16 protein-coding genes are annotated in these 20,520 nt (G+C 53.6%); 7 read left to right on the top strand and 9 right to left on the bottom strand.

What is annotated here, in order from left to right:
• Positions 1 to 4: 4 nt before the first annotated feature.
• Positions 5 to 1,087 (bottom strand): nickel-binding protein, encoded by a 1,083-nt coding sequence (locus JI741_RS22395; protein ID WP_202013660.1) that lies wholly within the window; start codon positions 1,085 to 1,087, stop codon positions 5 to 7.
• A 339-nt stretch (positions 1,088 to 1,426) separates the two neighbouring features.
• Between JI741_RS22395 and JI741_RS22390 the strand changes: the two genes are divergently transcribed.
• The 4 genes from JI741_RS22390 to JI741_RS22375 all read left to right on the top strand — a co-directional run bounded on the left by JI741_RS22390 (position 1,427) and on the right by JI741_RS22375 (position 7,285).
• The gene (locus JI741_RS22390) at positions 1,427 to 2,350 is read left to right on the top strand and encodes a heme-dependent oxidative N-demethylase subunit alpha family protein (protein WP_202013659.1); all 924 of its coding nucleotides are present in this window, start codon (positions 1,427 to 1,429) and stop codon (positions 2,348 to 2,350) included.
• Positions 2,351 to 2,666: 316 nt separating this feature from the next.
• On the top strand, positions 2,667 to 3,128 hold the full coding sequence (locus JI741_RS22385; RefSeq protein WP_202013658.1) for a (2Fe-2S)-binding protein: 462 nt from the start codon (positions 2,667 to 2,669) through the stop codon (positions 3,126 to 3,128).
• A 2-nt stretch (positions 3,129 to 3,130) separates the two neighbouring features.
• Entirely contained in the window at positions 3,131 to 5,305 is a 2,175-nt protein-coding gene (locus JI741_RS22380) for a xanthine dehydrogenase family protein molybdopterin-binding subunit (protein ID WP_202013657.1), read from the top strand.
• Between the two features lie 192 nt (positions 5,306 to 5,497).
• Entirely contained in the window at positions 5,498 to 7,285 is a 1,788-nt protein-coding gene (locus tag JI741_RS22375; protein WP_202013656.1) for a DUF885 domain-containing protein, read from the top strand.
• A gap of 65 nt (positions 7,286 to 7,350) precedes the next feature.
• Here the strand turns inward: JI741_RS22375 and JI741_RS22370 are convergent, their stop codons facing one another.
• The gene (locus tag JI741_RS22370) at positions 7,351 to 8,511 is read right to left on the bottom strand and encodes an FG-GAP repeat domain-containing protein (protein ID WP_202013655.1); all 1,161 of its coding nucleotides are present in this window, start codon (positions 8,509 to 8,511) and stop codon (positions 7,351 to 7,353) included.
• A 163-nt stretch (positions 8,512 to 8,674) separates the two neighbouring features.
• Here JI741_RS22370 and JI741_RS22365 point away from each other — a divergent pair, with 163 nt between their 5' ends.
• Positions 8,675 to 9,349: a Rossmann-fold NAD(P)-binding domain-containing protein gene (locus tag JI741_RS22365; protein WP_202013654.1), complete on the top strand. Its 675-nt coding sequence runs from the start codon at positions 8,675 to 8,677 to the stop codon at positions 9,347 to 9,349.
• A 9-nt stretch (positions 9,350 to 9,358) separates the two neighbouring features.
• Here the strand turns inward: JI741_RS22365 and JI741_RS22360 are convergent, their stop codons facing one another.
• The 5 genes from JI741_RS22360 to JI741_RS22340 form a co-directional block, all read right to left on the bottom strand.
• A complete protein-coding gene (locus JI741_RS22360; protein ID WP_202013653.1) occupies positions 9,359 to 10,609 on the bottom strand; it encodes an amidohydrolase/deacetylase family metallohydrolase in 1,251 nt (416 codons plus the stop codon).
• 68 nt (positions 10,610 to 10,677) lie between these two features.
• Positions 10,678 to 11,136: a RidA family protein gene (locus tag JI741_RS22355; RefSeq protein ID WP_202013652.1), complete on the bottom strand. Its 459-nt coding sequence runs from the start codon at positions 11,134 to 11,136 to the stop codon at positions 10,678 to 10,680.
• Between the two features lie 40 nt (positions 11,137 to 11,176).
• On the bottom strand, positions 11,177 to 12,919 hold the full coding sequence (locus JI741_RS22350; RefSeq protein ID WP_202013651.1) for a PQQ-dependent sugar dehydrogenase: 1,743 nt from the start codon (positions 12,917 to 12,919) through the stop codon (positions 11,177 to 11,179).
• 50 nt (positions 12,920 to 12,969) lie between these two features.
• Positions 12,970 to 13,707 (bottom strand): carbohydrate-binding family 9-like protein, encoded by a 738-nt coding sequence (locus JI741_RS22345; RefSeq protein ID WP_236676223.1) that lies wholly within the window; start codon positions 13,705 to 13,707, stop codon positions 12,970 to 12,972.
• Between the two features lie 13 nt (positions 13,708 to 13,720).
• Positions 13,721 to 14,950: an aminotransferase class V-fold PLP-dependent enzyme gene (locus JI741_RS22340; RefSeq protein ID WP_202013650.1), complete on the bottom strand. Its 1,230-nt coding sequence runs from the start codon at positions 14,948 to 14,950 to the stop codon at positions 13,721 to 13,723.
• A gap of 499 nt (positions 14,951 to 15,449) precedes the next feature.
• Between JI741_RS22340 and JI741_RS22335 the strand changes: the two genes are divergently transcribed.
• Positions 15,450 to 17,288, top strand: a complete 1,839-nt coding sequence (locus JI741_RS22335) for a glycoside hydrolase family 9 protein (protein ID WP_202013649.1) — start codon at positions 15,450 to 15,452, stop codon at positions 17,286 to 17,288.
• Between the two features lie 101 nt (positions 17,289 to 17,389).
• Positions 17,390 to 18,349 carry a nitrilase family protein gene (locus JI741_RS22330; protein ID WP_202013648.1) on the top strand — a complete coding sequence of 320 codons (960 nt, stop codon included), beginning with the start codon at positions 17,390 to 17,392 and terminating at the stop codon, positions 18,347 to 18,349.
• 30 nt (positions 18,350 to 18,379) lie between these two features.
• Here the strand turns inward: JI741_RS22330 and JI741_RS22325 are convergent, their stop codons facing one another.
• Positions 18,380 to 19,840, bottom strand: coding sequence for a sensor histidine kinase (locus JI741_RS22325; RefSeq protein ID WP_202013647.1), 1,461 nt, complete (start codon positions 19,838 to 19,840; stop codon positions 18,380 to 18,382).
• Between the two features lie 199 nt (positions 19,841 to 20,039).
• Positions 20,040 to 20,477 carry a hypothetical protein gene (locus tag JI741_RS22320; protein WP_202013646.1) on the bottom strand — a complete coding sequence of 146 codons (438 nt, stop codon included), beginning with the start codon at positions 20,475 to 20,477 and terminating at the stop codon, positions 20,040 to 20,042.
• Positions 20,478 to 20,520 lie beyond the last annotated feature (43 nt).

Here is a 20,520-nt window from a genome sequence, read left to right as displayed (position 1 = left end):
TGTGTCAGGCTTGCCGGGCCTCGAAGGCGGAGGGATTGCATCCGAATTTTTCGTGGAAGCATTTGGCAAAATAGGAGGCGTTGTTGTAGCCCACCTCCAGTGCAATTTCTGAGATGTTGCCTGCTCTTTGTTTCAACAGGCCCACTGCTTTCTCCATGCGCAGGTCGCGAAGCAAATCGTTGGGGGAGCGGCCTATCAAGGCGGTGATTTTTCGATAGAGTTGCGGGCGACTCATGCCGATGTCGCGACTGAGCGTGTCGATGGTGAAGGCTTCGTCGGCGAGGCGGGCTTCGGTGATATTGAGGAGCTCGAGTATAAATTCTTCTTCTTTTGTGTTGAGCAGTTTCACCGCGTCGGTGTGCGGATCCTGCAGCAACGCTTCATCGTAGCACAGCTGCTTTACAAGGGACGAAACCAGGATTTCTTCTTCGCGTGCCACGGTGCACAATTGCAGGCCGAGCCGCACGGCGTCGCCGAATTGGCCCGAGGTTTCAGTGACCGGTTGCCCCGCACTGAGACCGATCTTGAAACGCACACGCTGCCCTGGTTCGGTGGGGGGCAGGCCTTGCAACGCCAGCTTGATGTTCTTGGCACAGCGCACGGCATTCACCGCGTCGTTGAAAACACCAATGAGGTTGTCGTTCGAGGCCCACCTGATGATTCGTCCATAGTGCGACATGATTCGGTCCTGCACGGCTTTGCGGGCTTCGGTTGAGCGGGCGCCCAGCACATTCCAGAGCGACACCACCAGCACGTTGCGATAACCCAGGTCAAGGGAACCATCGGCATGATGCATAGGGCCGTGATCGCTGTGATGGCCATCGCCCATGAAGAGCTTGAAAAACTCAGGGTCCACTTCCACAATCGAGCAGGCCACTTGTCCGTGCGACTCCTTGTGCACCGCTTCGCAGGCATGGCGGTCGGGGGCTTCGATGAGACAGTAGACAGATCCTTCCTTTGGGTTCATCCAGAACTTGTGATACTTCACGTGGTGTTTGTCCTGCACTTGCAGGTCGGCCAGATGCGACATCACCACTTCGTCGAAAGTGGCCACCACGTTTTTATGAAAGTCCATGTAAAGCGGCATAATACTGTTTTAGGTATACCGGTGAGGACAATGAAATGGGGGAAGGGTGAATCGTTTAGGAAGATAATCTTTTTTGAGAGGGATCGGAAAATAAGGATAGAATATTTGAAGGGGTGCGTCCCCGCCGAAACGGAGAATCCGCCTTGTTACTTGCCAGTATAGTCAAAGCGTGCAGGCTTTGGTTGAGCGATGCGGAAATTGGCCCTGTTGAGAAATTGCATGGACAGATATGACGGTTTTGAACGGGGATGCAATCGAATACTGAATTATTTATGCCGGGGTGTGCCATTTCAGCAAAGCAGATCAAATATTTTAGGTTATCGAACCCGAATCTGCGTGATGAAATATCTTCCCTTCCTCAACGGAACGTACTCAACCACACCCGGTCTTTCTCCCATGGCGAAGGTCGGGCAAGGCGAACCGTCGCGGGTATTTACAATCGACGACTACTATGATCATGCACTGGCCAACAAGCAGGTTTGCCGCGACGAAGACATCCATAAATATTATCGCGAGGCGAATCCCGGTCCGGGCACGATGCAACGTGTTAATCGTTTCATTGCAGAGACGTTGGTCAATGATCATCCCGAATGTTTTTCGTTCCGTGAAGAAAACGGATTCGGTCGGTTTTTAAATCGCAAGACGGGCAAGGCAATTGTTTGGGACGACTCCGGAGCGTTGATAGAAGGTGACTATGTTTCCGTGTTTGATGCGCTGTGCAGTCAGTTGCAGGAAGATGTGGCGGTATTTCAGTTGGAGGGAGACCAGGATTGGCTGGCAGCGATTCATTTATGCGCACCCAATCACTGGGACCCGGCAGAAAAAATCGGCAATCCTTTTTCGCACATTCATGCGCCGGTGCCGGGCATGGAACGAACGTTGAAACACTATCCCGTCATGCTGGCCACATTGGTGTCGCGAGGACCCTTCACACGCTTTGCCTGGGGCGTGGCCACCGACACGCGACTGAATCATCATCCGATCGCACCCGAACGCGTTGATCACGATTTTTGGTATGGCCGCAAAACCGACACACAATCGCCCAAGTTCTACATCCGCACCGAACGCCAGAACCTGGTGGGCTTTCCGGAAGCAAACGCTTTTCTTTTCACAATCCATACCTACTTCTATGATGTCGATGCATTAACGGGCGAGGAAAAGCTGGCGCTATTGGCAGCCATCGGCACCATGTCGGAAGATACGTTGAGGTATAAAGGTCTGGTGGAAAGTCGTGCGGTGTTGGAGAAGAAATTGAAGGAATGAAACTATCGTTAAGGCTACACGCATTTTGACGGTAGCAATTGTCGGCCGTTATAAAAAAGCATGCCACGTTAGCCCAAAATGTTCAGGGCAATGTCAATCCGGGGCCAAAAGATCATCCAAGTTTAAAGAACCGTCCCCAAAAGGCTTCGTCGTTCGGCAGGTGCTACTAGAATCGGGGCAATTTCCCCGATAATCTTCAGTCTTGTCATTTCTCAAACGCTTCTTTCCATCCACCGCTTTCTCCGACCAATCCCCACAATTCCATTCTGCCGGTTTGTTATTTTTGGTATCTTAACTTTCCTAAAATAATTTACTCATGGCGAATTATACCTTGCAAATCAACGGGCGCAGTCTGCAGGCCGACGTGGAGGCCGACACCCCACTGCTGTGGGTGCTGCGCGATCATTTGGGATTGGTGGGCACCAAGTTTGGTTGTGGCATTGCGCAATGCGGCGCCTGCACGGTGCATGTCAATGGCAATCCCATTCGTTCGTGTTCGTTTCCGGTTTCGGCCGTAGGGGCGAGCAAGATCACCACCATCGAAGGCTTGTCGGAACACGGCGATCACCCGGTGCAGTTGGCCTGGGATGAGGTGGACGTGGCCCAGTGTGGCTATTGCCAGGCCGGGCAAATCATGACGGCCGCAGCCCTGCTGGCCAAAACACCCAAGCCTACGGGCGAGCAGATCGACACGGCCATGAACGGCAACATCTGCCGTTGTGGAACCTATCATCGCATTCACGAAGCCGTTGCGCTTGCCTCCACCAAAATGAAATAGCCATGACACTGCTCAAAACAAACCGAAGAGATTTTCTGAAGATGGCCGCCACAGCAAGCGGTGGCCTGTTGCTGGGCTTTCATTGGGCTGCCGCCGAAGCCACAGCTTCCGAATTGGAGGTGGTGCGTGCAAGCGCGCTGGCTGCGGGCGAAATTCCATTCAACAGCTACCTGTCTATTTCACCCGACGATGTGATCACCATCTTTTCGCCCAACCCGGAGTTGGGTCAGAACATAAAAACATCGTTTCCCATGATCGTGGCCGAAGAGCTGGACGCCGATTGGTCAAAGGTTCACGTGATGCAGGCCGCGCTCGACACGAAGAAGTATGAACGCCAGGTGACCGGTGGCAGCGGCGCCATTCCGCACAGCTGGGAACGCCTGCGCAAGGCTGGAGCCACTGCGCGCCACATGCTGATGGAAGCCGCAGCAAAAAAATGGAACGTGCCCGTGGCGTCGCTCACCGCCGAGAAGAGTGTGGTGTTTCATAAAGAAAGCGGACGCAAAGCCACCTATGGCGAATTGGCCACAGACGCTTCGGCCATTGCCGTGCCCACAGACGTGAAGCTGAAGGATAAGAAAGATTTCAAGTTGATCGGCACCGCCGTGCGCAATGTCGACAACAAAGAGATGATCACAGGCAAGCCGCTGTATGGCCTCGACTTCTATCGCGAAGGCATGCTCTTCGCCATGTTGCAACGCCCTCCGGCATTTGGAACAAAAATAAAAACTATCGACGTCTCCGCTGCCAAAACCATGCCCGGCATTGTGGACGTGGTGACGTTCAAGAATAACATCGCCATTGTGGGTAAGTCTACGTGGCAAGTGAACAAAGCACGCAAGGCCGTGAAGGTGGAGTATGAAGCCGAAGGGAAGCTGGAAAGCACAGCCGATCACGATCAGCTGTTCAAGACCTTGCTCGACAGCAAAGACGCCACGGTGGTTTCGGTGAAACGCAAGGATGGTGATGTGGACACGGCGTTTAAGTCGGCCGCGAAAGTGATCTCGCGTGAGTATCAATGCCCGTTCCTTTCGCACAGTCCCATGGAGCCGATGAACTTCTTTGCGCACGTGCGACCCGATGGGGTGGAATTGGTTGGACCTTCGCAGACACCCGACATGGCGCGCAACGAAACCGCGAAGCTTCTCAGCATACCGCCCGAACAAATCACCCTGGAGCTGACACGCCTTGGCGGAGGTTTCGGCCGGAGATTGAAAGCCGACTATGTGCTGGAAGCTGCCGAACTGTCCAGCATCATCAAAGCCCCCGTGAAAGTAATCTGGACCCGCGAAGACGACATGACCGGAGGAAGCTATCGACCCGCCGTGCGCTATCGTTTTGAAGCGGCGCTGGATGCACAAGGCAACCTGGTGGCCTATAAACTACGCGGTGTCGGCATCAACGCCGGCAACTGCACACGTGAAGATAATTTTCCGTCGGGCGCGGTCGATCATCTGTTGATCGAATCGGTCGAACATAAATCGCCCATCACCACCGGTGCCTGGCGCGCACCGATCACCAACTTCCTCGCGTTTGCCGAGCAGGCTTTCATCGACGAAGTGGCCATGGCCGCAGGTAAAGACCCGGTGGTATTCCGTCTCGCGTTACTCGACAAAGCAAAGACATCGCCGGTGGGCGCCATCAAGTATGATATAGACCGGATGAAAGCCGTCATCAACCTGGCTGTAGAGAAATCGCAGTGGGGCAAGAAGAAGGGTGTGTCGCAGGGCTTCAGTGTTTATTTTTCGCACCGGTCGTATGTGGCGCAGGTGGCGGAAATTGAAATGAAGAAAGGGAAGCCTGTCCTGCAAAAGATTCACGCTGCGGCCGATTGCGGTGTGGTGGTGAACCTGAGTGGCGCCAATCAACAGGTGCGCGGAGGTGTAGTGGATGGATTAGGTCACGCGCTTTACGGCAGCCTCACCTTCAAAGACGGCGCCGCCGAACAAAAGAACTTCAATGCCTACCGTCTCATACGCATGAAAGAAGTGCCGCCCATCGATGTGCACTTTGTGAACAACGGCATCGACCCCACAGGCCTTGGCGAACCCGCCTTGCCACCTACCGGGGGCGCCGTAGCCAACGCGCTTTTCAAAGCCCTGGGAAAACGATTGTATAATCAACCGTTCTCGAAACAGGAGGAGTTGAAAGGGGTGGCACTTGGCGAGCGGATGTAGTAATGGAAAGTCCAACATAGGCATGAGCCGGTATACGTTACCGGCTCATTCTTTTTTTAGGGGAACCCTCGCTGCCCGCAAATCTTTCTTTATTTTTGAGTGGGCGCCATGGTGCCTTTGTGCTGTTTCATGACATTTCTGCGAACTCCGGAACTCAACTCAATAACTCAATAACCTTAATCCATTTCATTTATGCGAAAACACCATTTGCTTTACGTGCCCATTTTGTTGTGCATGCTGGCTTGCTCTACTAAACCCAAAACGGAAGTGCAGGCTCCCAAGCCAACGCTCGACACGTTGCTGGGAAATTATTATGAAGACTACCTGAAGTATTCACCCATCAATGCCACGGCCATCGGCGACAGTCGTTATGATGATTTGCTTCCCAATACCCTCACGGCCGAATTCAGAAATCAGACGCGCGAACTCTACACACGCTATCGCGACCTGCTCACAAAATACGATCGCAACGCCCTGTCGGAAGACGATCAGATGAACTATGATGTGTTGCTGTGGGAATGCGACATTGCGTTGGAAAGCCTGCGCTTCAAAGACTACCTCATGCCCATCAATCAATTTTCGTCGATCCATTTGTTTGTGGGGCAGATGGCCAGCGGCAGCAGCCTGCATCCCTTCAAGACGGTGAAGGATTATGACAATTGGTTGAAGCGACTCACGCAATATGAAGCGTGGTGCGACACGGCATTGGTGAACATGAAGAAAGGCATTGCTGCCGGCTATGTGTTGCCCAAGCCCCTGGTGAAGAAAACCATTCCCCAGTTTGCCGCGATGGATCATGGTCCTGTGAAAGATCACCTGTTCTATGGTCCTATCAAAAACCTGCCCGCCGATTTCTCGGCCGAAGACAAGGCACGTCTCACCAAAGCCTATGAGAGCATGATCAACGATCACATCATACCGGCACACAAACGAATCAAAGCCTTCCTCGAAACAGACTACCTGAAAGCAGCACGCGAAACCTCGGGCATCGATGCAACGCCGGAAGGCAAGGAGTATTATAACTTCCTGATCAAACTTTACACCACCACCACAAAACCTGCCGACGAGATTTTTGCATTGGGCAAGAGCGAAGTGGAACGCATCTCGAAAGAGATGGAAACCGTGAAAGAACAAGTTGGCTTCAAGGGCGATCTCAAAGCGTTTTTCCTGAGCCTGCGCACCAAGAAAGAACTCACGCCGTTCACCAAGCCTGAGCAAGTGATTGCACACTTTAACGAAATTCATGAGCGCATGAAACCCAATCTTTCGAAGCTGTTTGCCAACAGCCCGAAGACAGCGTTTGAAGTGCGTCGCACCGAAGCCTTCCGCGAAGCTTCGGCCAGTGCCGAATACAGCAGTGGTTCCAAAGACGGTTCACGCCCCGGTGTTTTTTATGTGCCCATTCCCGACGTGAAGAAATACAACATTCTTTCTGACGAGGATTTGTTTTTGCACGAAGCCATTCCCGGTCACCACTATCAGATTTCCTTGCAGCAGGAAAATGCAACGCTGCCCGCATTCCGCAACATCGTTAACTATAGTGCCTATGCCGAAGGGTGGGCGTTATACACAGAGTCGCTGGGTAAGGAACTTGGGTTGTATACCGATCCGTATCAATACTTTGGTATGTTGAGCGCCGAGATGCACCGCGCCATTCGTTTGGTGGTGGATGCCGGCATGCACACCCAGGGCTGGACACGCGAGCAGGCCATTCAATATTCCAAAGATCACGAAGCCCGCACCGACGAGTCGATCATCGCCGAAGTTGAGCGCTACATGGCCATCCCAGGTCAGGCCTTGTCATACAAAATTGGTCAGTTGAAAATTCAGGAGCTTCGTGCGAAAGCCGAAAAGGAAATGGGTGATAAGTTCGACATCTCCGAATTTCACAACCAGGTGTTGGGCACGGGCGCTATGCCATTGAAAGTGCTGGAAGATAAAATTGATCGTTGGATTGCTACGGCGAAGAAGCCGGCCTAAGGCCACGTAGAAATTTAGAGAATACATTTAAAACGTTCCGGGTGCAGTGGTATCCGGAACGTTTTTTATTTGGTGGAGTTCCAGTAAATCTTCAGGTTGTGTGTGGCTCTGCCGGCGGCCACGATGTCTTTCTTTCCGTCGCCATTCAGGTCGATGACCTGAAGATCTTCGCAGGCCATTTCGTTTTCGTCGATCCATAGGCTTGTCCACGCCGTGGTGCCTTTTGCGGGAGGGATAAAAAGTTTGATGCCGGTTTTCTTTTCGGCGTTGGGTTCGCGCCAGCCCACCACAATCTGGTTGCTTCCTGAGGCGAGTACATCGGCTACTGCCAGGGCATGGCCTTGATTTAGTTCGTTCGACAGCAGAGTTCGTGTGGGATTTGAATTTTCGGACGCTTCATACACCGCGAGCTCACGGCCGTGCATGGGCTCTACCGTGGCAATGAAATCCAGTTTGCCTTCGAGTGATTTTCTCAATTCACCCACACTCGATCCTGACACCACGAAGGTTTTGTTGGTGACGGCCGTCCATCGCTTGCCGTCATACTGAAATGCTTTGATGCCTTCTTTTCCGCCGATGTAGATCGATTCATTTTTCTTTCCGGGAATCACCTCCAGGTTGTGGGTGAGGTGCATGGATTGATCGACCAGCGCGTAGGTCCATTGGCCGGCGTCGTTTCTGCTTTTTGCTGGCGGGATGCAGGCGATCACCTTCACGCCTTCGCCGGCACCGTTCTGGTTGCCGCGACCGTGGAGGGGGACAACAATGAGGTGAAAATTTCCGGGGGCGGCCTGCACCCAGCGCATGCGGTGAACCGTGGGTTCGTGGCGAAGTTCGGTGGCTTTCCAGGGTTGGGTTGGATCCTGCGGGCGGGACAGGTAGAACACGGCGCCTGATGTTGTGGTGTCGCTGGTTTCGGAGGGATTCCATTGCGCGCCCACCGCCACTTCTACTTTGCCGTCGCCATCGATGTCGCGGGCGGCAATGCACACATTGTCGGAGGCGGTCAGGTTTTCGGCCAGCACAAACTTCTTCCAGTCGCCATTGCGATACCAGACAAATTGTTTTTTATCGGCCAGTAAAATATCCACCTTGCCATCTCCGTCTACATCTCCGAGTGCAAGGCCATAGCCGATGGCCACGTCACTGTCAACCGTCTGAGGCTGGAAGGCGGGATTGGACACGAGGTGGCGGAGCAGGAACAGGACAACCAGATAACCATACATAGGCGTTGGGTGTTGGTGTGTCCGAAGATACCACGGTGCCGGGCCACATGCAAATGAACATCCTTAGGCGGAAAGCCCTGTGTGTATTGATCGTTAGAAAGGGTATCGTTAATTTAACAGAACATGAATCGCGCGACAGCGCAGACACATTCATAAAAGAAACATGAGTCAAACAAAAGTAAGAGCCATCGTCACAGGCGTCACAGGCATGGTGGGCGAAGGGGTGCTGCACGAATGCCTTCGGGATAGTCAGGTGGAAACCGTGCTGGTGCTTTCGCGCAAGCCCATCGGTATAAGCCATCCAAAGCTAAAGGAAATCATTCACAACGATTTTTTTGACGTCACGCCCATCCAAGACCAACTGGTGGGCTATAATGCCTGCTTCTTCTGCTTGGGGGTGTCATCGGTGGGCATGAAGGAGCCGGACTACAGGCGTATGACCTACACGCTCACGATGCACGTGGCACAGGTGCTATCCAAAGTAAATGCCGACATGACGTTTTGTTATGTGTCGGGAGCCGGCACCGACTCTTCGGAGGTAGGAAAATCCATGTGGGCGCGTGTGAAAGGAAAAACAGAGAACGATCTGATGAAGCTTCCCTTCATGCATGTGTACGCATTCCGCCCGGGGTTTATGCGACCCACGCCAGGATTGAAGAATGCGCTTTCGTTCTACAAGTATGTGGATTGGTTATACCCCATCAGCCGGAAGTTGTTTCCGAAATTTTTCTCCACCCTCGCCGAGTTGGGACAAGCCATGATACACACCGTGACGTTGGGCTACGAGAAACAAATTCTCGAAGTGCCCGACATCGTGGCGTTGGCACATCGTAAATAAATTAAGCGTCTACTTTTTTTCGGGAGCATCCCAGGGTGTCTTGGAGATGCCGTTGAGGTCATAGACCACTTTGCCGTCGCGCAGGGTGAGCTCGCATTCCATTTTTTGCGTGCCGTTGGCTTTGAATCCACCCGAGTCGATGAACCCGAATTTTCCATTGAGCACATTGAACACGGCAATGTCGGCACCTGCGCCCACTGAAAGATGGCCGAGGTCATCGCGGCGGATAACCTGTGCCGGATTCCACGTTGAAGCGCCGATCACCTGGGACAACGTCATGCCGATGTTGAGAAATTTTGACATCACGTTCAGTTGATCTTTCATGCCCGCGTTCATGCTGCCCGTGTGAGCGTCGGTGCTGATGGTGTTGGGAATGAATCCGCTTTTGAGGGCTGGGATGGCCTGTGAAAACAGGAAGCTTCCGCCTCCGTGTCCCACGTCGAACACAATGCCGTTCTTCTGGGCTTCCGAAACGAAGGGTAGCATCTTGCCTTGGGCATCCACAATGGGCTGGCGACCCGCCACACGTGCAAAGGTATGGGTGAAGATGTCGCCGGGGCGAAGGTGTTTGGTGAAGAGGTCCTGAATGGAGAGCGGAGGAAGGTGACCGCCAAAGTCTACAATCACGGGCACGTTCGCGATCTTGCCGGCTTCCACGGCGCGATCAACGGGGTCCCATTCGGCACCGGTGTAGTGTGCTACTTTAATGCCCACAATCTCGCGGTGTTGTTTCACCACCATGGCGGTGAGCTTGGGGTCCATGTCGCTCAGGTTTTGTTCATAGGCGCCACCGCGCATGCCTTCGCCCACGATGTTGAGAAACGAAAGCACCCGCGTTTTGGAGTGGGCCATGGTTTGCGCCTTAAAGGTGTTGAATGTTTTCCATCCTGCGCCGCCCGCGTCCACCACGGTGGTCACGCCGCTGCGGAAGGTGAAACCATCCGGGGGAAGAGCTTCGAAGCCGTCGCCCAGGTAGTGATCTTCCTGGGTGCCGAAGAAGTTGTGCGAATGAATATCGATGACACCGGGTGTAACATACAGGCCTTTGGCGTCGATCACCAGCGCTGCTTTTTTAGCGTCGATGTTCTTTGCCACCAGCGCCACCTTGTCGTCTTTCACGGCAACGTCCATCACGTCGTCGATGTTGTTTTTCGGATCGATCACGTGGCCGCCTTTGATCAGGATGGTGTAGTCCTGGGCGTGTAAGAGTCCGGCGCAGAGGCAGAGGACAAGGATGTGAAGTATGCGCGATGTTTGCATGATAGTCAAAAAGTTAAGATTCAAATTCGGTTCGGCTCTTCCCCTGTTGGTGCAGGAGGTTTCTAAAATCAGATGTAGGCAATGCAATCAATTTCCACCAGCGAATCGCCGGGCACGCCGCCGTATACGGCCACCGTGGTGCGCACCGGGGGCTTGTCGCCGAAACGTCCTTTATAGGCTTCGTTCATGGCTTTGTAGTCGTTGAGGTCGTGGAGGAACACGCTGCACTTCAATACTTTTTTCATCGAAGAGCCGGCCTTCTCCAGTTCTTTTTCCAGTTCATCGAGCACGTGTTTGGTATGCGCGGTGATGTCGCCATCGAAGTGTGCGCCTTTGCCCGCAATGAACACCAGGTTGCCGAACTTGGTCGATCCGGAAAACAGCGGCACGTCCTGATCGTCTTTCACGACATTGAACACTTCTTTTTCGGGTGTGGCATCGGCTTTCGCGGTGGCCACTCCAAAGCCTGCAATGCCTGCCACCGAGGCCAGCAACTTTTTCAACGTTGATCTTCTTTGTTCTTTCATATGCATGTGTGTTTTAGGGTTAATCGGTTTTATAAAAATATCATTTTGTCGCGGTCTTTTTCCGGACTGCCGTCACTTCGGCCGTCTCTACGGCGCTGGCCTTGTTTCCAAAACTTTCGCGCACATAGGTGAGTACCTTGGCCACATCTTCATCGCTCAGGAAGCTGTGTTGGGGCATGGCGTTCACGAAGTTTTCGCCGTTCACTTCAATGTTGCCTTCCATGCCGTTCAGCACAATGCCGATGAGGCGTTTCTTGTCGCCCAGCACCCACTCGGTGTTCACCAGCGAAGGGAATCGTCCCGAAGCACCTTTGCCGTTCTTCTGGTGGCAGGTGGCGCAATAGAGCTCGAATGTTTTCTGACCGCCAACTGCCTCGCCTTTGTTGAGGTTGTCTTTCACGGGGTCGGGGTTGCGTATGTTGGAGGCCGACTTCCGTTTTTCCATGGCCGCGAGTTCGGCGGTGCCAAAGTTGTTTATGTCGCCTTTGTACATGACGCGCCAGATCTTTCCTTTTTCAGTATCGGAGATGTAGAGCGAACCGTCGGGTCCTTCGGCCAGGCCCATGGGGCGATAGGTGGCGTCGCTCACGTCAACCACCGGGTCAACCACGGCGAAGCCATCGGCAAACACTTCCCACGCACCGGTGGGTTTGTTGTTTTCGAAGGGGATGTAGGCAATGATGTAGCCCGACTGCGGGTAGGGCGCCCGGTTGGTGGAACCGTGAAAGGCCACGAAGGCACCGTGTGTGTAGCGCTCGGGAAATTGTTTGCCCTTGTAGAACAACAGGTCGTTCGGAGCCCAGTGTCCGGGGAAACCCATCAATGGTTTTTGAAACTGGTCGCAGCGGCCGGTGATTTTTCCATCGCCGCCATACTCCGGGGCCAGCACTTTCTTTTCCTGCATCTGGTCGTAGTAGCAATAGGGCCAGCCATAGTCGTCGCCTTCCTTCACTTTCATAAACTCTTCGGAAGGCAGCACGGCGCTTTGCCAGGGCGAGTATAGGTTGGGCCACAGGCGCAGCAAGTCGTCGCGGCCATGCATCACCAGGTAGAGATTTTCATCTTCCGAATTCCAATCCATGGCCACCACGCTGCGGATGCCCGTGGCGAACTTCACGCCGTCTTTCTGTGTCTGGTTGATTTTGTTGGCATCAAACTTCCACACACCACCGTGCAGTTCGAGCTGCGGGCAAGGATCGATGCCGGGCACGCGCGGTGTGCGGTTCATTTCCTGGCACGAGTTGGAAGGCGCGCCATAGGGCACATAGATATTCCCTTTGTTGTCGAAGCAGATGGGTTTGGCAATGTGTTCGTGCATGCCGTGTTCGTGATCGTCGATCACCACGGCTTCGATGGAATCTTGCGGCGTGAGTTTGCCGGGTGTGAGTTTGTAGCGATACACCGTGAGTTCCGAGCTCAGGTAGAGATAGCCGTTGTGCACACGCATGGCGGTGCCATAGGAACGTTCGGGTTCATAGCTTCCGAATTCTTCAATCACATCGGCTTTGCCGTCGTTGTTGGTGTCGCGCAGGGCCACGTTGCGGGCGTCTTTTTTCGAGAAGCGCGATTTCACATAGATGTCGCCGTTGGTGTTCACGGCCAGTTGGCGCGCGCGTGCCGGAAGGCTGTCGACCACCACCACCGCTTCAAAATGGTCGGGGAGGTAGAGGCCGCCGTTGCCCGGGTCGCCGGGTGGCAGTTTGGGCTGGCACTGCGTGAGCGCAAGCAGCGTGATAAGTGATAACAGTGTAGAAACGGAACGGGTTGGGGTTGTGGTCAGCATGATTTCTTCAGGGGTATAGAAATGATGTCATACGTTTTTGTCTATGGGTTTTATTCAAACAGGAATGTGCCAAACCTTTCGTATTCGTGGAAGTTGGATCCACCCACCATGCTGGTGTGTTGCCAGGCATAGGCCGTGAAGCCGTGGTCGTAGTCGATACGGTACAGGTTGGCACGCCACTTTGTTCCGGGTTTGGGTTGCTCGGGCAACAATGGTCCCAGCAACCGGAAGGGAATAAAGAATTCTGCGGTCCAGCTTTTCACGGTAGCATTGCTTTTCTTCTCGCCGCCTTGTGCACTGGTGGCGCGCTTTGTTTTTCGATCGCCATCATAGTGCCACGGCGACCAGCCAAAGGCTCTTCCTTTGAAGTTGGGTATCAGCAACGGCAGCTCGAAATTCATGGGCGAGATCTCATATTCAAAATAGATCGGCATGCTTTGGTCGGGCCAGAGAAACACTTCCACCACGTCTTCTTTCCAAAGCGACACGTTGTCTTTGGTGAGCGTGGTGGTGAGTTTTTCGTCGTGACAAACAAACAGAAAATAAAGGCCGCGGTCGGAATACAACACCTTGGCCTGGGTGGTCATCGATTTGCCGGAAGCAGACTCTTGCACCGTCACGGCCACCCACGATGTGGTGGCCCATGCGGCGGCTGTGCCTTCGCCGTTCACGTTGAAGTCGGCCGTTTTCTTCACCACCAGCGTGGTGGAGTCGGCCACAATTTTGTTCGCATAGATGACCTGCGTGATGAACATCATCAGCAAGAAAAGTAAACACTTGTTTGTCATGACCGGCTTTGGCTTATACCGAAGCTTTGGTCAGCACTTCCTTGAGGCGTGTGGCCACAATTTTTTCCTGTCCGGGTTTCAGCATGAACACGGTCACGTTGATGGAGTTTTCGCCGCCGCCCCCCACTTCAATGGAGGGCGAGCCGTTGCGCAGCACGTCTTTCAGATCTTTGTCGGAGGTCTTCACTTTGTCTTTGTCCCATGTGATGCGCAGGGTGGGAGTGTGGTTGCCCAGCGGGGGCACGTGCACTTCGGTGGTCACACCGGGGAGTACCTTCACAGCATTTTGGATGTGGGCGATAGAAGCTTCCCACTCTTTCCATTCCTTGTCGTGATCGGCGTTCACATATTTTTCGACGGCCACATACATGCCGAGTATTTCTTCTTTGTTCACTTTCATGCCGCGACCAATATTCGCCCCACGGGGAGGCATGTGCAGGCGTGCTGCAGCAATCACTTCTTTCTTGCCCATGAGGATGCCGGCGCTTTGCGGACCGCGCATGGCTTTGCCTCCGGAGATCACCACAAAATGAAATCCCATATCGTTGAAGCGCCACAGGTTCGACACGGGTGGCACGTCGGCAGCGATGTCGATGGAGGTGGGGATACCGAATTTTTTTCCGAGGGCCACCCATTCTTCGTGCATGATCTTGCCTTTGTCGGCTTCGATGTGCAGGAAGTGCATGAGGGCGGTGCGTTCGTTCACGGCTTTGGCCACATCTTCGGCCGTTTCTACGCGAATGATTTTGCAACCGGTGTTAGTGAGGGCATGATTATAAACAATGTCGTGCGACTTCTGGCAGATCACTTCCGACTTCATGCCGGTGTATTCCAGGTGAGGAAGTTCGGCCACTTTCTTTTCGTCCATGCCGGTGAGGATGCCGGCGAGACCCAGCGTCATGCCGGCAAAGGCGCCCGAGGTGACCACCGCGGCTTCCGAATGCGCAAGTTTGGCGATGCGTTCGCCCACCTTGTCCTGCACTTCGTCGAGCAGGCAAAAGTCTTTTGCGCTTGAGGTGATGGTGTCCAGCACTTCGTCGTGCATGAGCGAGCCGGTCATGTAGGTGAGCGTGCCAGCGGCGTTGATGAAGGTGCGGATGCCCAGCTCTTTGTAAAGATCGCGTTTGGGGGCTTCACGCTTGGGCGTTCCGGCAGCCACGGCAGCCAGGGGCGTTGCAGCAAATACGCCACCCACAAGAGGAAAGGTGGACAAGCGACGAATAAGTTCTCTTCGGTTTAGCATAGAGGTACGAGGTGGTTAGGATTTTAAAGTACGATGCACGCGAACACACGGCCTTTACGAATATAAAGATTTGCCGGGTGACTTGCGGCACGCAACCGTGGTGAAGCGTCTTAAAATTTTTTGTACGGTAATAAAACAATCTCCAAACGATTTCATGAATTGAATGACGACGCATCACGATGTTGCAGTTTGCGAAAGCACACGCGCACACAAAAGAATTGGCGCCGTTGCGTGTGCGTGTGTGTTGGAACGGATAATGAAATGGCGAGGAGAGGATGTGCACTACATTTGGAGTGTCCGATCTTTGCTATTTTCCGGACAGTGCTTCATTGCTGCTGAAGTGTTGGCAAATGCTTTCAATTCAATCCTTCAATATCACAACCTCGGATAGCACTAAATTTTAACCGCGCATCCCAATCTTGAAATTTTATGCCCGTGTGTGTTTTGAAGTGGCATTACACATCGATAACGTTAGGAAGAAATTCAATCCTTTACCCTGATGAAAAGATATTCTACTATCTGTGTCTGTGCTGCCATGTGCTTGCTCATCTCCCTGCACGCGCACGCCCAAAGAGTGAGAGTGCTCACCAATCAAATCGGCTATGAACTCACCGGGCCCAAACACGCTGTGGTGCAAGGCAAAGCGACGGACGAAGTGACGGCCTTTAGAATTAAAGACAGCGCAACGGATGCCGTAGTGTTTTCCGGCAATACCGTGAAAACCGGTGCCGTGAACAAATGGAAAGACTGGCATTTCTGGACCATCGACTTCGACGCCGTGGCCAAAGAAGGAACATACTATATAGAGTGCGACACCAAAGCCGGTGCCGTTCAGTCGTATCCCTTCGTGGTGCAGAAAGATTTGCTGGAACGCAACACGCTTTCGAACGTGGTTTATTATTTCAAAGGACAACGTTCGTCGGGCCTGCTCGACAAAGCCGACCGAAACCTGAGGCTCGAAGACACCGACACCCGGGTGGATGCACACGGCGGCTGGTTCGATGCCACAGGCGACTATGGCAAACACCTGTCGCATCTTTCGTTCTCCACCTATTTTAATCCACAACAAATATCCATCACTGTGTGGAGCCTCTTCAAAACCTACGCCATCATGGATGCGCGAAACGATGTGGCCTTCAAACAATACAAACGCAAAACGCTCGACGAAGCCATGTTTGGTGCCGACTATCTGGTGCGTGTAAAAAATCCGAAGGGATCTTTCTATCGCTCCGTATCGGGTCATGGCCCTGAGAAAAAACCGGAAGACCGCATGATCGGCAAAGACCGGAAAGGCTATGCCATCAAAACCGCCGACACCAAAGACAAAACCAACTATGGCGACATCGAGAACGTGCAGAACCAGGCGACTTATGAAGTGAGCTATCGCGCCGGTGCCGGTGTTTCCATCGCGGCCCTCGCGATGGCCAGTACGTTTCCCGTGTCGGGCGATTTCTCGTCGGCCGACTATCTGAAGGCAGCCGAAGATGCATTTCTATTCCTGGAGAAAAACAATGTGACCTACACCAACGACGGAAAAGAAAATATACTCGACGACTATTGCGCGCTCATGGCCGCCACAGAACTTTTTAAGGTGACGAAGAAGCCAGTCTACAAACAAGCTGCCGACCGTCGCGCGAAAAACCTGATGGCCCGGCTCACCACCACAGGTGCCTACAAAAACTACTGGCGCGCCGACGATGGCACGCGTCCGTTCTTCCACGCGGCCGATGCCGGTTTGCCCGTGGTGTCGCTCGTGAACTATCTTCCTATTGTAGACGAGGCAAACCGCAAGCAAGTGCTCGACGCTGTGCGCAAGTCGCTCACGTTCGAGCTGGATGTGACGCGCGAAATCAACAACCCCTTTGGCTATGCACGCCAACTTGTGCAAAACAAAGACGGTGTGAAGCGCACCACCTTTTTCTTTCCTCACGACACGGAAGCCGCTCCCTGGTGGCAAGGCGAAAATGCACGACTCGGTTCGTTGGCCACCGCCGCAAGACTGGCCGCGCCTTACTTTAAAGACGACGCCGATTTTTATAACAAGCTTCAGGTCTATGCCTGGAACCAACTGAACTGGATACTCGGCCTCAACCCCTACGACAGCAGCATGCTGCAAGGCTCGGGCAGAAACGCCATCGCCTACATGTTCTTCGGCACCTATCAATACACCAACGCACCGGGCGGCATCTGCAACGGCATCACCGGTAGCTTTGCCGACGAAGATGGCATCGACTATGATCTTAGCTATCTCAAAACCGGCAAAGACGACGACTGGCGCTGGGCCGAACAATGGCTGCCACACGCAGCGTGGTATCTTGTGTCCACCGCGATTCGATGAACGCGTGTTATAAAGAATGTAGCATAGTAATGAATAGATCATGGCGTTGCTGAATCTTTCTGCGCGCACCCTCCGTTAGGAAAGGCAAAACCCAACTCTCCATGGCAGACCTGATCATCGCGACGGCGCAATTCGAAAACAGAAGCGGCGACAAAGACTATAATCTCTCCACCATCGATGCCCTCACCGGCAAGGCTGCCGCACAAGGCGCAACGATGGTGGCCTTTCACGAATGCTCCATCACCGGCTACACGTTTGCCCGCGGCTTGTCGCGCGTGCAAATGCTGGACTTGGCCGAGCGCATACCGCAGGGCGAGAGCATCGGTCGCCTTACCGCCATCGCCGCCAAACACAACGTGGCCGTGCTGGCCGGACTGTTCGAAAAAGACGAACACGACAACCTGTTTAAAGCTTATGTGTGTGTCGACAAAAACGGACTTGTGGCCAAGCACCGGAAGTTGCACCCGTTCATCAATCCACACCTTTTGCCGGGCGATCAGTACACGGTGTTTGAATGGAACGGCTGGACGTTCGGCGCGCTCATCTGCTACGACAACAACATTATTGAAAACGTGCGGGCCACCACGCTGCTCGGGGCAGAAGTGATCTTCATGCCACACGTGACCATGTGCACACCGTCAACGCGACCCGGGGCGGGATTTGTAGATCCGGCGCTGTGGCACAACCGCGCGAAAGATCCCACCTCGCTGCGATTGGAATTCGATGGCATGAAGGGCAGGGGATGGCTCATGAAATGGCTGCCGGCAAGAGCCTACGACAACGGCATCTATGCCGTGTTTGCCAACCCCATCGGCATGGACGACGACCAACTGAAAAACGGCTGTGCCATGATTGTAGATCCGTTTGGCGACATCCTCGCAGAATGCCGCACGCTTGGCGACGACATAGTGACCGCCACTCTCACAAAAGAAAAACTAACACAAGCCGGAGGCCACCGCTACATCAAAGCACGACGCCCCGATTTGTATCGCGACATCATCGGCCGCGAACACACGCCCGATCAGCGGGTGGTGTGGCTGACCGATAAAAATCATAACTAAAAGAACAGGAGAAGGAATACGACCGTGACGCTATTCTATAGCGGGCGATGCATGCTGAAAGAAGATCCGGAACGTTGTGCCCACATCGGGTGAGCTCTCGGCGTGCACACTGCCCGACATTTTCTCAACATGCAATTTCACCAGGTACAAACTAAGTCCCTTTCCGGAAGCATGCGGATGAAAACGTTGAAACGGCTTGAACAACTTGTCGCCATAGCGCCCCATGTTGATACCCACCCCGTTGTCGCTCACTTCCACCACCGTGCCGTTTTGTTCGGGATAGGAACGCACTTTGATTTCGGTTGGACGATCAAGCGCGCGGTATTGAATGGCGTTTGAGATAAGACTGAACAGCACATAGTGCACCCGCGCCTGCACCGAGAACACTGAGGGGGCACGGTTAAAATCTTTCCGGATCACCACGCGATGATCGCGGATGTGATCTTCCAGCAGCGAAACAATGCGGTTCACTTCGTGCTCGAACATCACCGTTTCGCGGATGTTGAATTTGTTCTGGCGCTCGTCCACAATGCGGTTCAGGTCGCGGATGGTGAGGTCGAGTGTTTCGGTTGATTTTTCGATGTTGTCCAGCAATTCCATGGACGTAATTTCCAGGTCGTCCATCTTGCGTAACTCCAGCAGGCCCATGATGCTGGCCACGGGGCCGCGCAGGTTGTGCGATATAGTGTAGGAGTATTGCAGCAGCTCGTGGTTGTAGCGGGCCAGCTCCTGCGTGATGTCGGCCAGGTCGTCGTCTTTTTTGTCGAGCAGTTCGCTTAGCAGGTAGCTTTTGCTTTCCAGTTCCTTGTTTTGTTTGATGGTCTGGATGTTTACTTTGTTCAGGGTCCGGATAAGATCGTGGTTGCGTTTCTCGTAGCGCTCCATCATGGTTTTCAGAAACGCCACGCCACCCATCAGGAAGATGTAGTAGCAAAAGAAGACCACGTTTGTAAAATAATAGTCAGGGTCTGTGAAGCCCATTTGGTAATAGCCCACACCAAACAGGTTGTGAATGGGATCGAACAACAACAAGGCCAGCAAGCCCGGCAACATGCTAATCACCAACTGCCGCCATTCGCGAAAGTGAAACACGATTAACGGTATGATGGCCATCACCAGAAAGCCTGCACGCGGTTGATAGAACAAGGCCGCCGTGTGCTCGCTCATCAGCTTGCGCGCCACGGTGAACACCATCGCGCCCACCATCACGTTGAGCGTGAGCAGGTGCCGGCTCAGGATGGTGTATCCAAATTTGTTCAGCACCGGAACAGCCGTGCTGACGGCGCTGATCGAAAACAATATCCAGAACACCGGTTCGAAAGGATGCGTCACCATGATGAGCACAGCCAGCAGGCCGATCACGGCGGCCAGGATACACGCCGTGCCGTTGGTGTTGATGATGCTGCGGTTCTGCCAGTCGGGGCGCACCGCCGAGGTTCCCCACCACGCGAGGCGTTTCAACAAATGCAGGGGACGAAACGATTGAGACATATTCGAAGCGTTGGGATCGTACGGTGTGCCGGGATGTGGGCGATGGGGCGACCCAAGTAAAAATAAGTGAAAAAAGGATGCGATGCCGCAGGAATGATTTCGAATGTCGGGTGCGACAACACTGGATTAGGCTGGGCTTTAGACAAACAAAACCAGGACGCCATGGCGCCCTGGTTCGGCATTCTTGGGCTCCTTCTACTTAATGCGTAAACTCAAATACAAAATTGCCGCTCAATCCATCTGTGCGTCCCCCGGTTGGTGGGGCCACGGTGAAATCGAGGTGAAGGTGTTTTTCGTCAACGGTTACATTCATGGTCTTGCCCGAGTCGAACACGATCTGCTTCAGGTCGTCGCTGAATTTCCATTTGCCCGTGTTCTCTTCAAACGCATAGCCGCCGTTCGAAATCACAAACGTGCCGTGATACGAACCCGACGCCTGTTGGGTGAAGAGTACAACAAAATCGTTGTAGCTATCCGACAGGTCGCCGTCGGGTGTGTTGGTCACCGTGGGGTTGGTCCACGCGGTGGCCGTGAGGGCATTCGTGTTTTTCTCCAGCGCGCTTTCCTCGTTGTCGCTTTTGCACGCCACGGCCAGCAGAAACAGGGCGGGCAGCATTAGTCTTAGAATTGTTTTCATGGTTTGATAGGTTAGTGAAACCTCCCCGTCAAAATATGCCGAC

It is taken from the genome of Chryseolinea lacunae (assembly GCF_016735595.1).
In the GTDB taxonomy this organism is placed as follows: domain Bacteria; phylum Bacteroidota; class Bacteroidia; order Cytophagales; family Cyclobacteriaceae; genus Chryseolinea; species Chryseolinea lacunae.
The sequence above is the reverse complement of the archived record's forward strand: the minus strand, read 5'-3'. Positions and strand labels throughout refer to the sequence as shown.

Excerpts from the sequence above, each read along its gene's own strand:
- JI741_RS22385 (WP_202013658.1), top strand. The coding sequence starts at position 2,667 with ATGGCGAATTATACCTTGCAAATCAACGGGCGCAGTCTGCAGGCCGAC.
- JI741_RS22335 (WP_202013649.1), top strand. The coding sequence starts at position 15,450 with ATGAAAAGATATTCTACTATCTGTGTCTGTGCTGCCATGTGCTTGCTC.
- JI741_RS22340 (WP_202013650.1), bottom strand. The coding sequence starts at position 14,950 with ATGCTAAACCGAAGAGAACTTATTCGTCGCTTGTCCACCTTTCCTCTT.
- JI741_RS22350 (WP_202013651.1), bottom strand. The coding sequence starts at position 12,919 with ATGCTGACCACAACCCCAACCCGTTCCGTTTCTACACTGTTATCACTT.
- JI741_RS22365 (WP_202013654.1), top strand. The coding sequence starts at position 8,675 with ATGAGTCAAACAAAAGTAAGAGCCATCGTCACAGGCGTCACAGGCATG.
- JI741_RS22360 (WP_202013653.1), bottom strand. The coding sequence starts at position 10,609 with ATGCAAACATCGCGCATACTTCACATCCTTGTCCTCTGCCTCTGCGCC.
- JI741_RS22390 (WP_202013659.1), top strand. The coding sequence starts at position 1,427 with ATGAAATATCTTCCCTTCCTCAACGGAACGTACTCAACCACACCCGGT.
- JI741_RS22375 (WP_202013656.1), top strand. The coding sequence starts at position 5,498 with ATGCGAAAACACCATTTGCTTTACGTGCCCATTTTGTTGTGCATGCTG.
- JI741_RS22325 (WP_202013647.1), bottom strand. The coding sequence starts at position 19,840 with ATGTCTCAATCGTTTCGTCCCCTGCATTTGTTGAAACGCCTCGCGTGG.
- JI741_RS22345 (WP_236676223.1), bottom strand. The coding sequence starts at position 13,707 with ATGACAAACAAGTGTTTACTTTTCTTGCTGATGATGTTCATCACGCAG.
- JI741_RS22320 (WP_202013646.1), bottom strand. The coding sequence starts at position 20,477 with ATGAAAACAATTCTAAGACTAATGCTGCCCGCCCTGTTTCTGCTGGCC.
- JI741_RS22395 (WP_202013660.1), bottom strand. The coding sequence starts at position 1,087 with ATGCCGCTTTACATGGACTTTCATAAAAACGTGGTGGCCACTTTCGAC.
- JI741_RS22330 (WP_202013648.1), top strand. The coding sequence starts at position 17,390 with ATGGCAGACCTGATCATCGCGACGGCGCAATTCGAAAACAGAAGCGGC.
- JI741_RS22380 (WP_202013657.1), top strand. The coding sequence starts at position 3,131 with ATGACACTGCTCAAAACAAACCGAAGAGATTTTCTGAAGATGGCCGCC.
- JI741_RS22355 (WP_202013652.1), bottom strand. The coding sequence starts at position 11,136 with ATGAAAGAACAAAGAAGATCAACGTTGAAAAAGTTGCTGGCCTCGGTG.
- JI741_RS22370 (WP_202013655.1), bottom strand. The coding sequence starts at position 8,511 with ATGTATGGTTATCTGGTTGTCCTGTTCCTGCTCCGCCACCTCGTGTCC.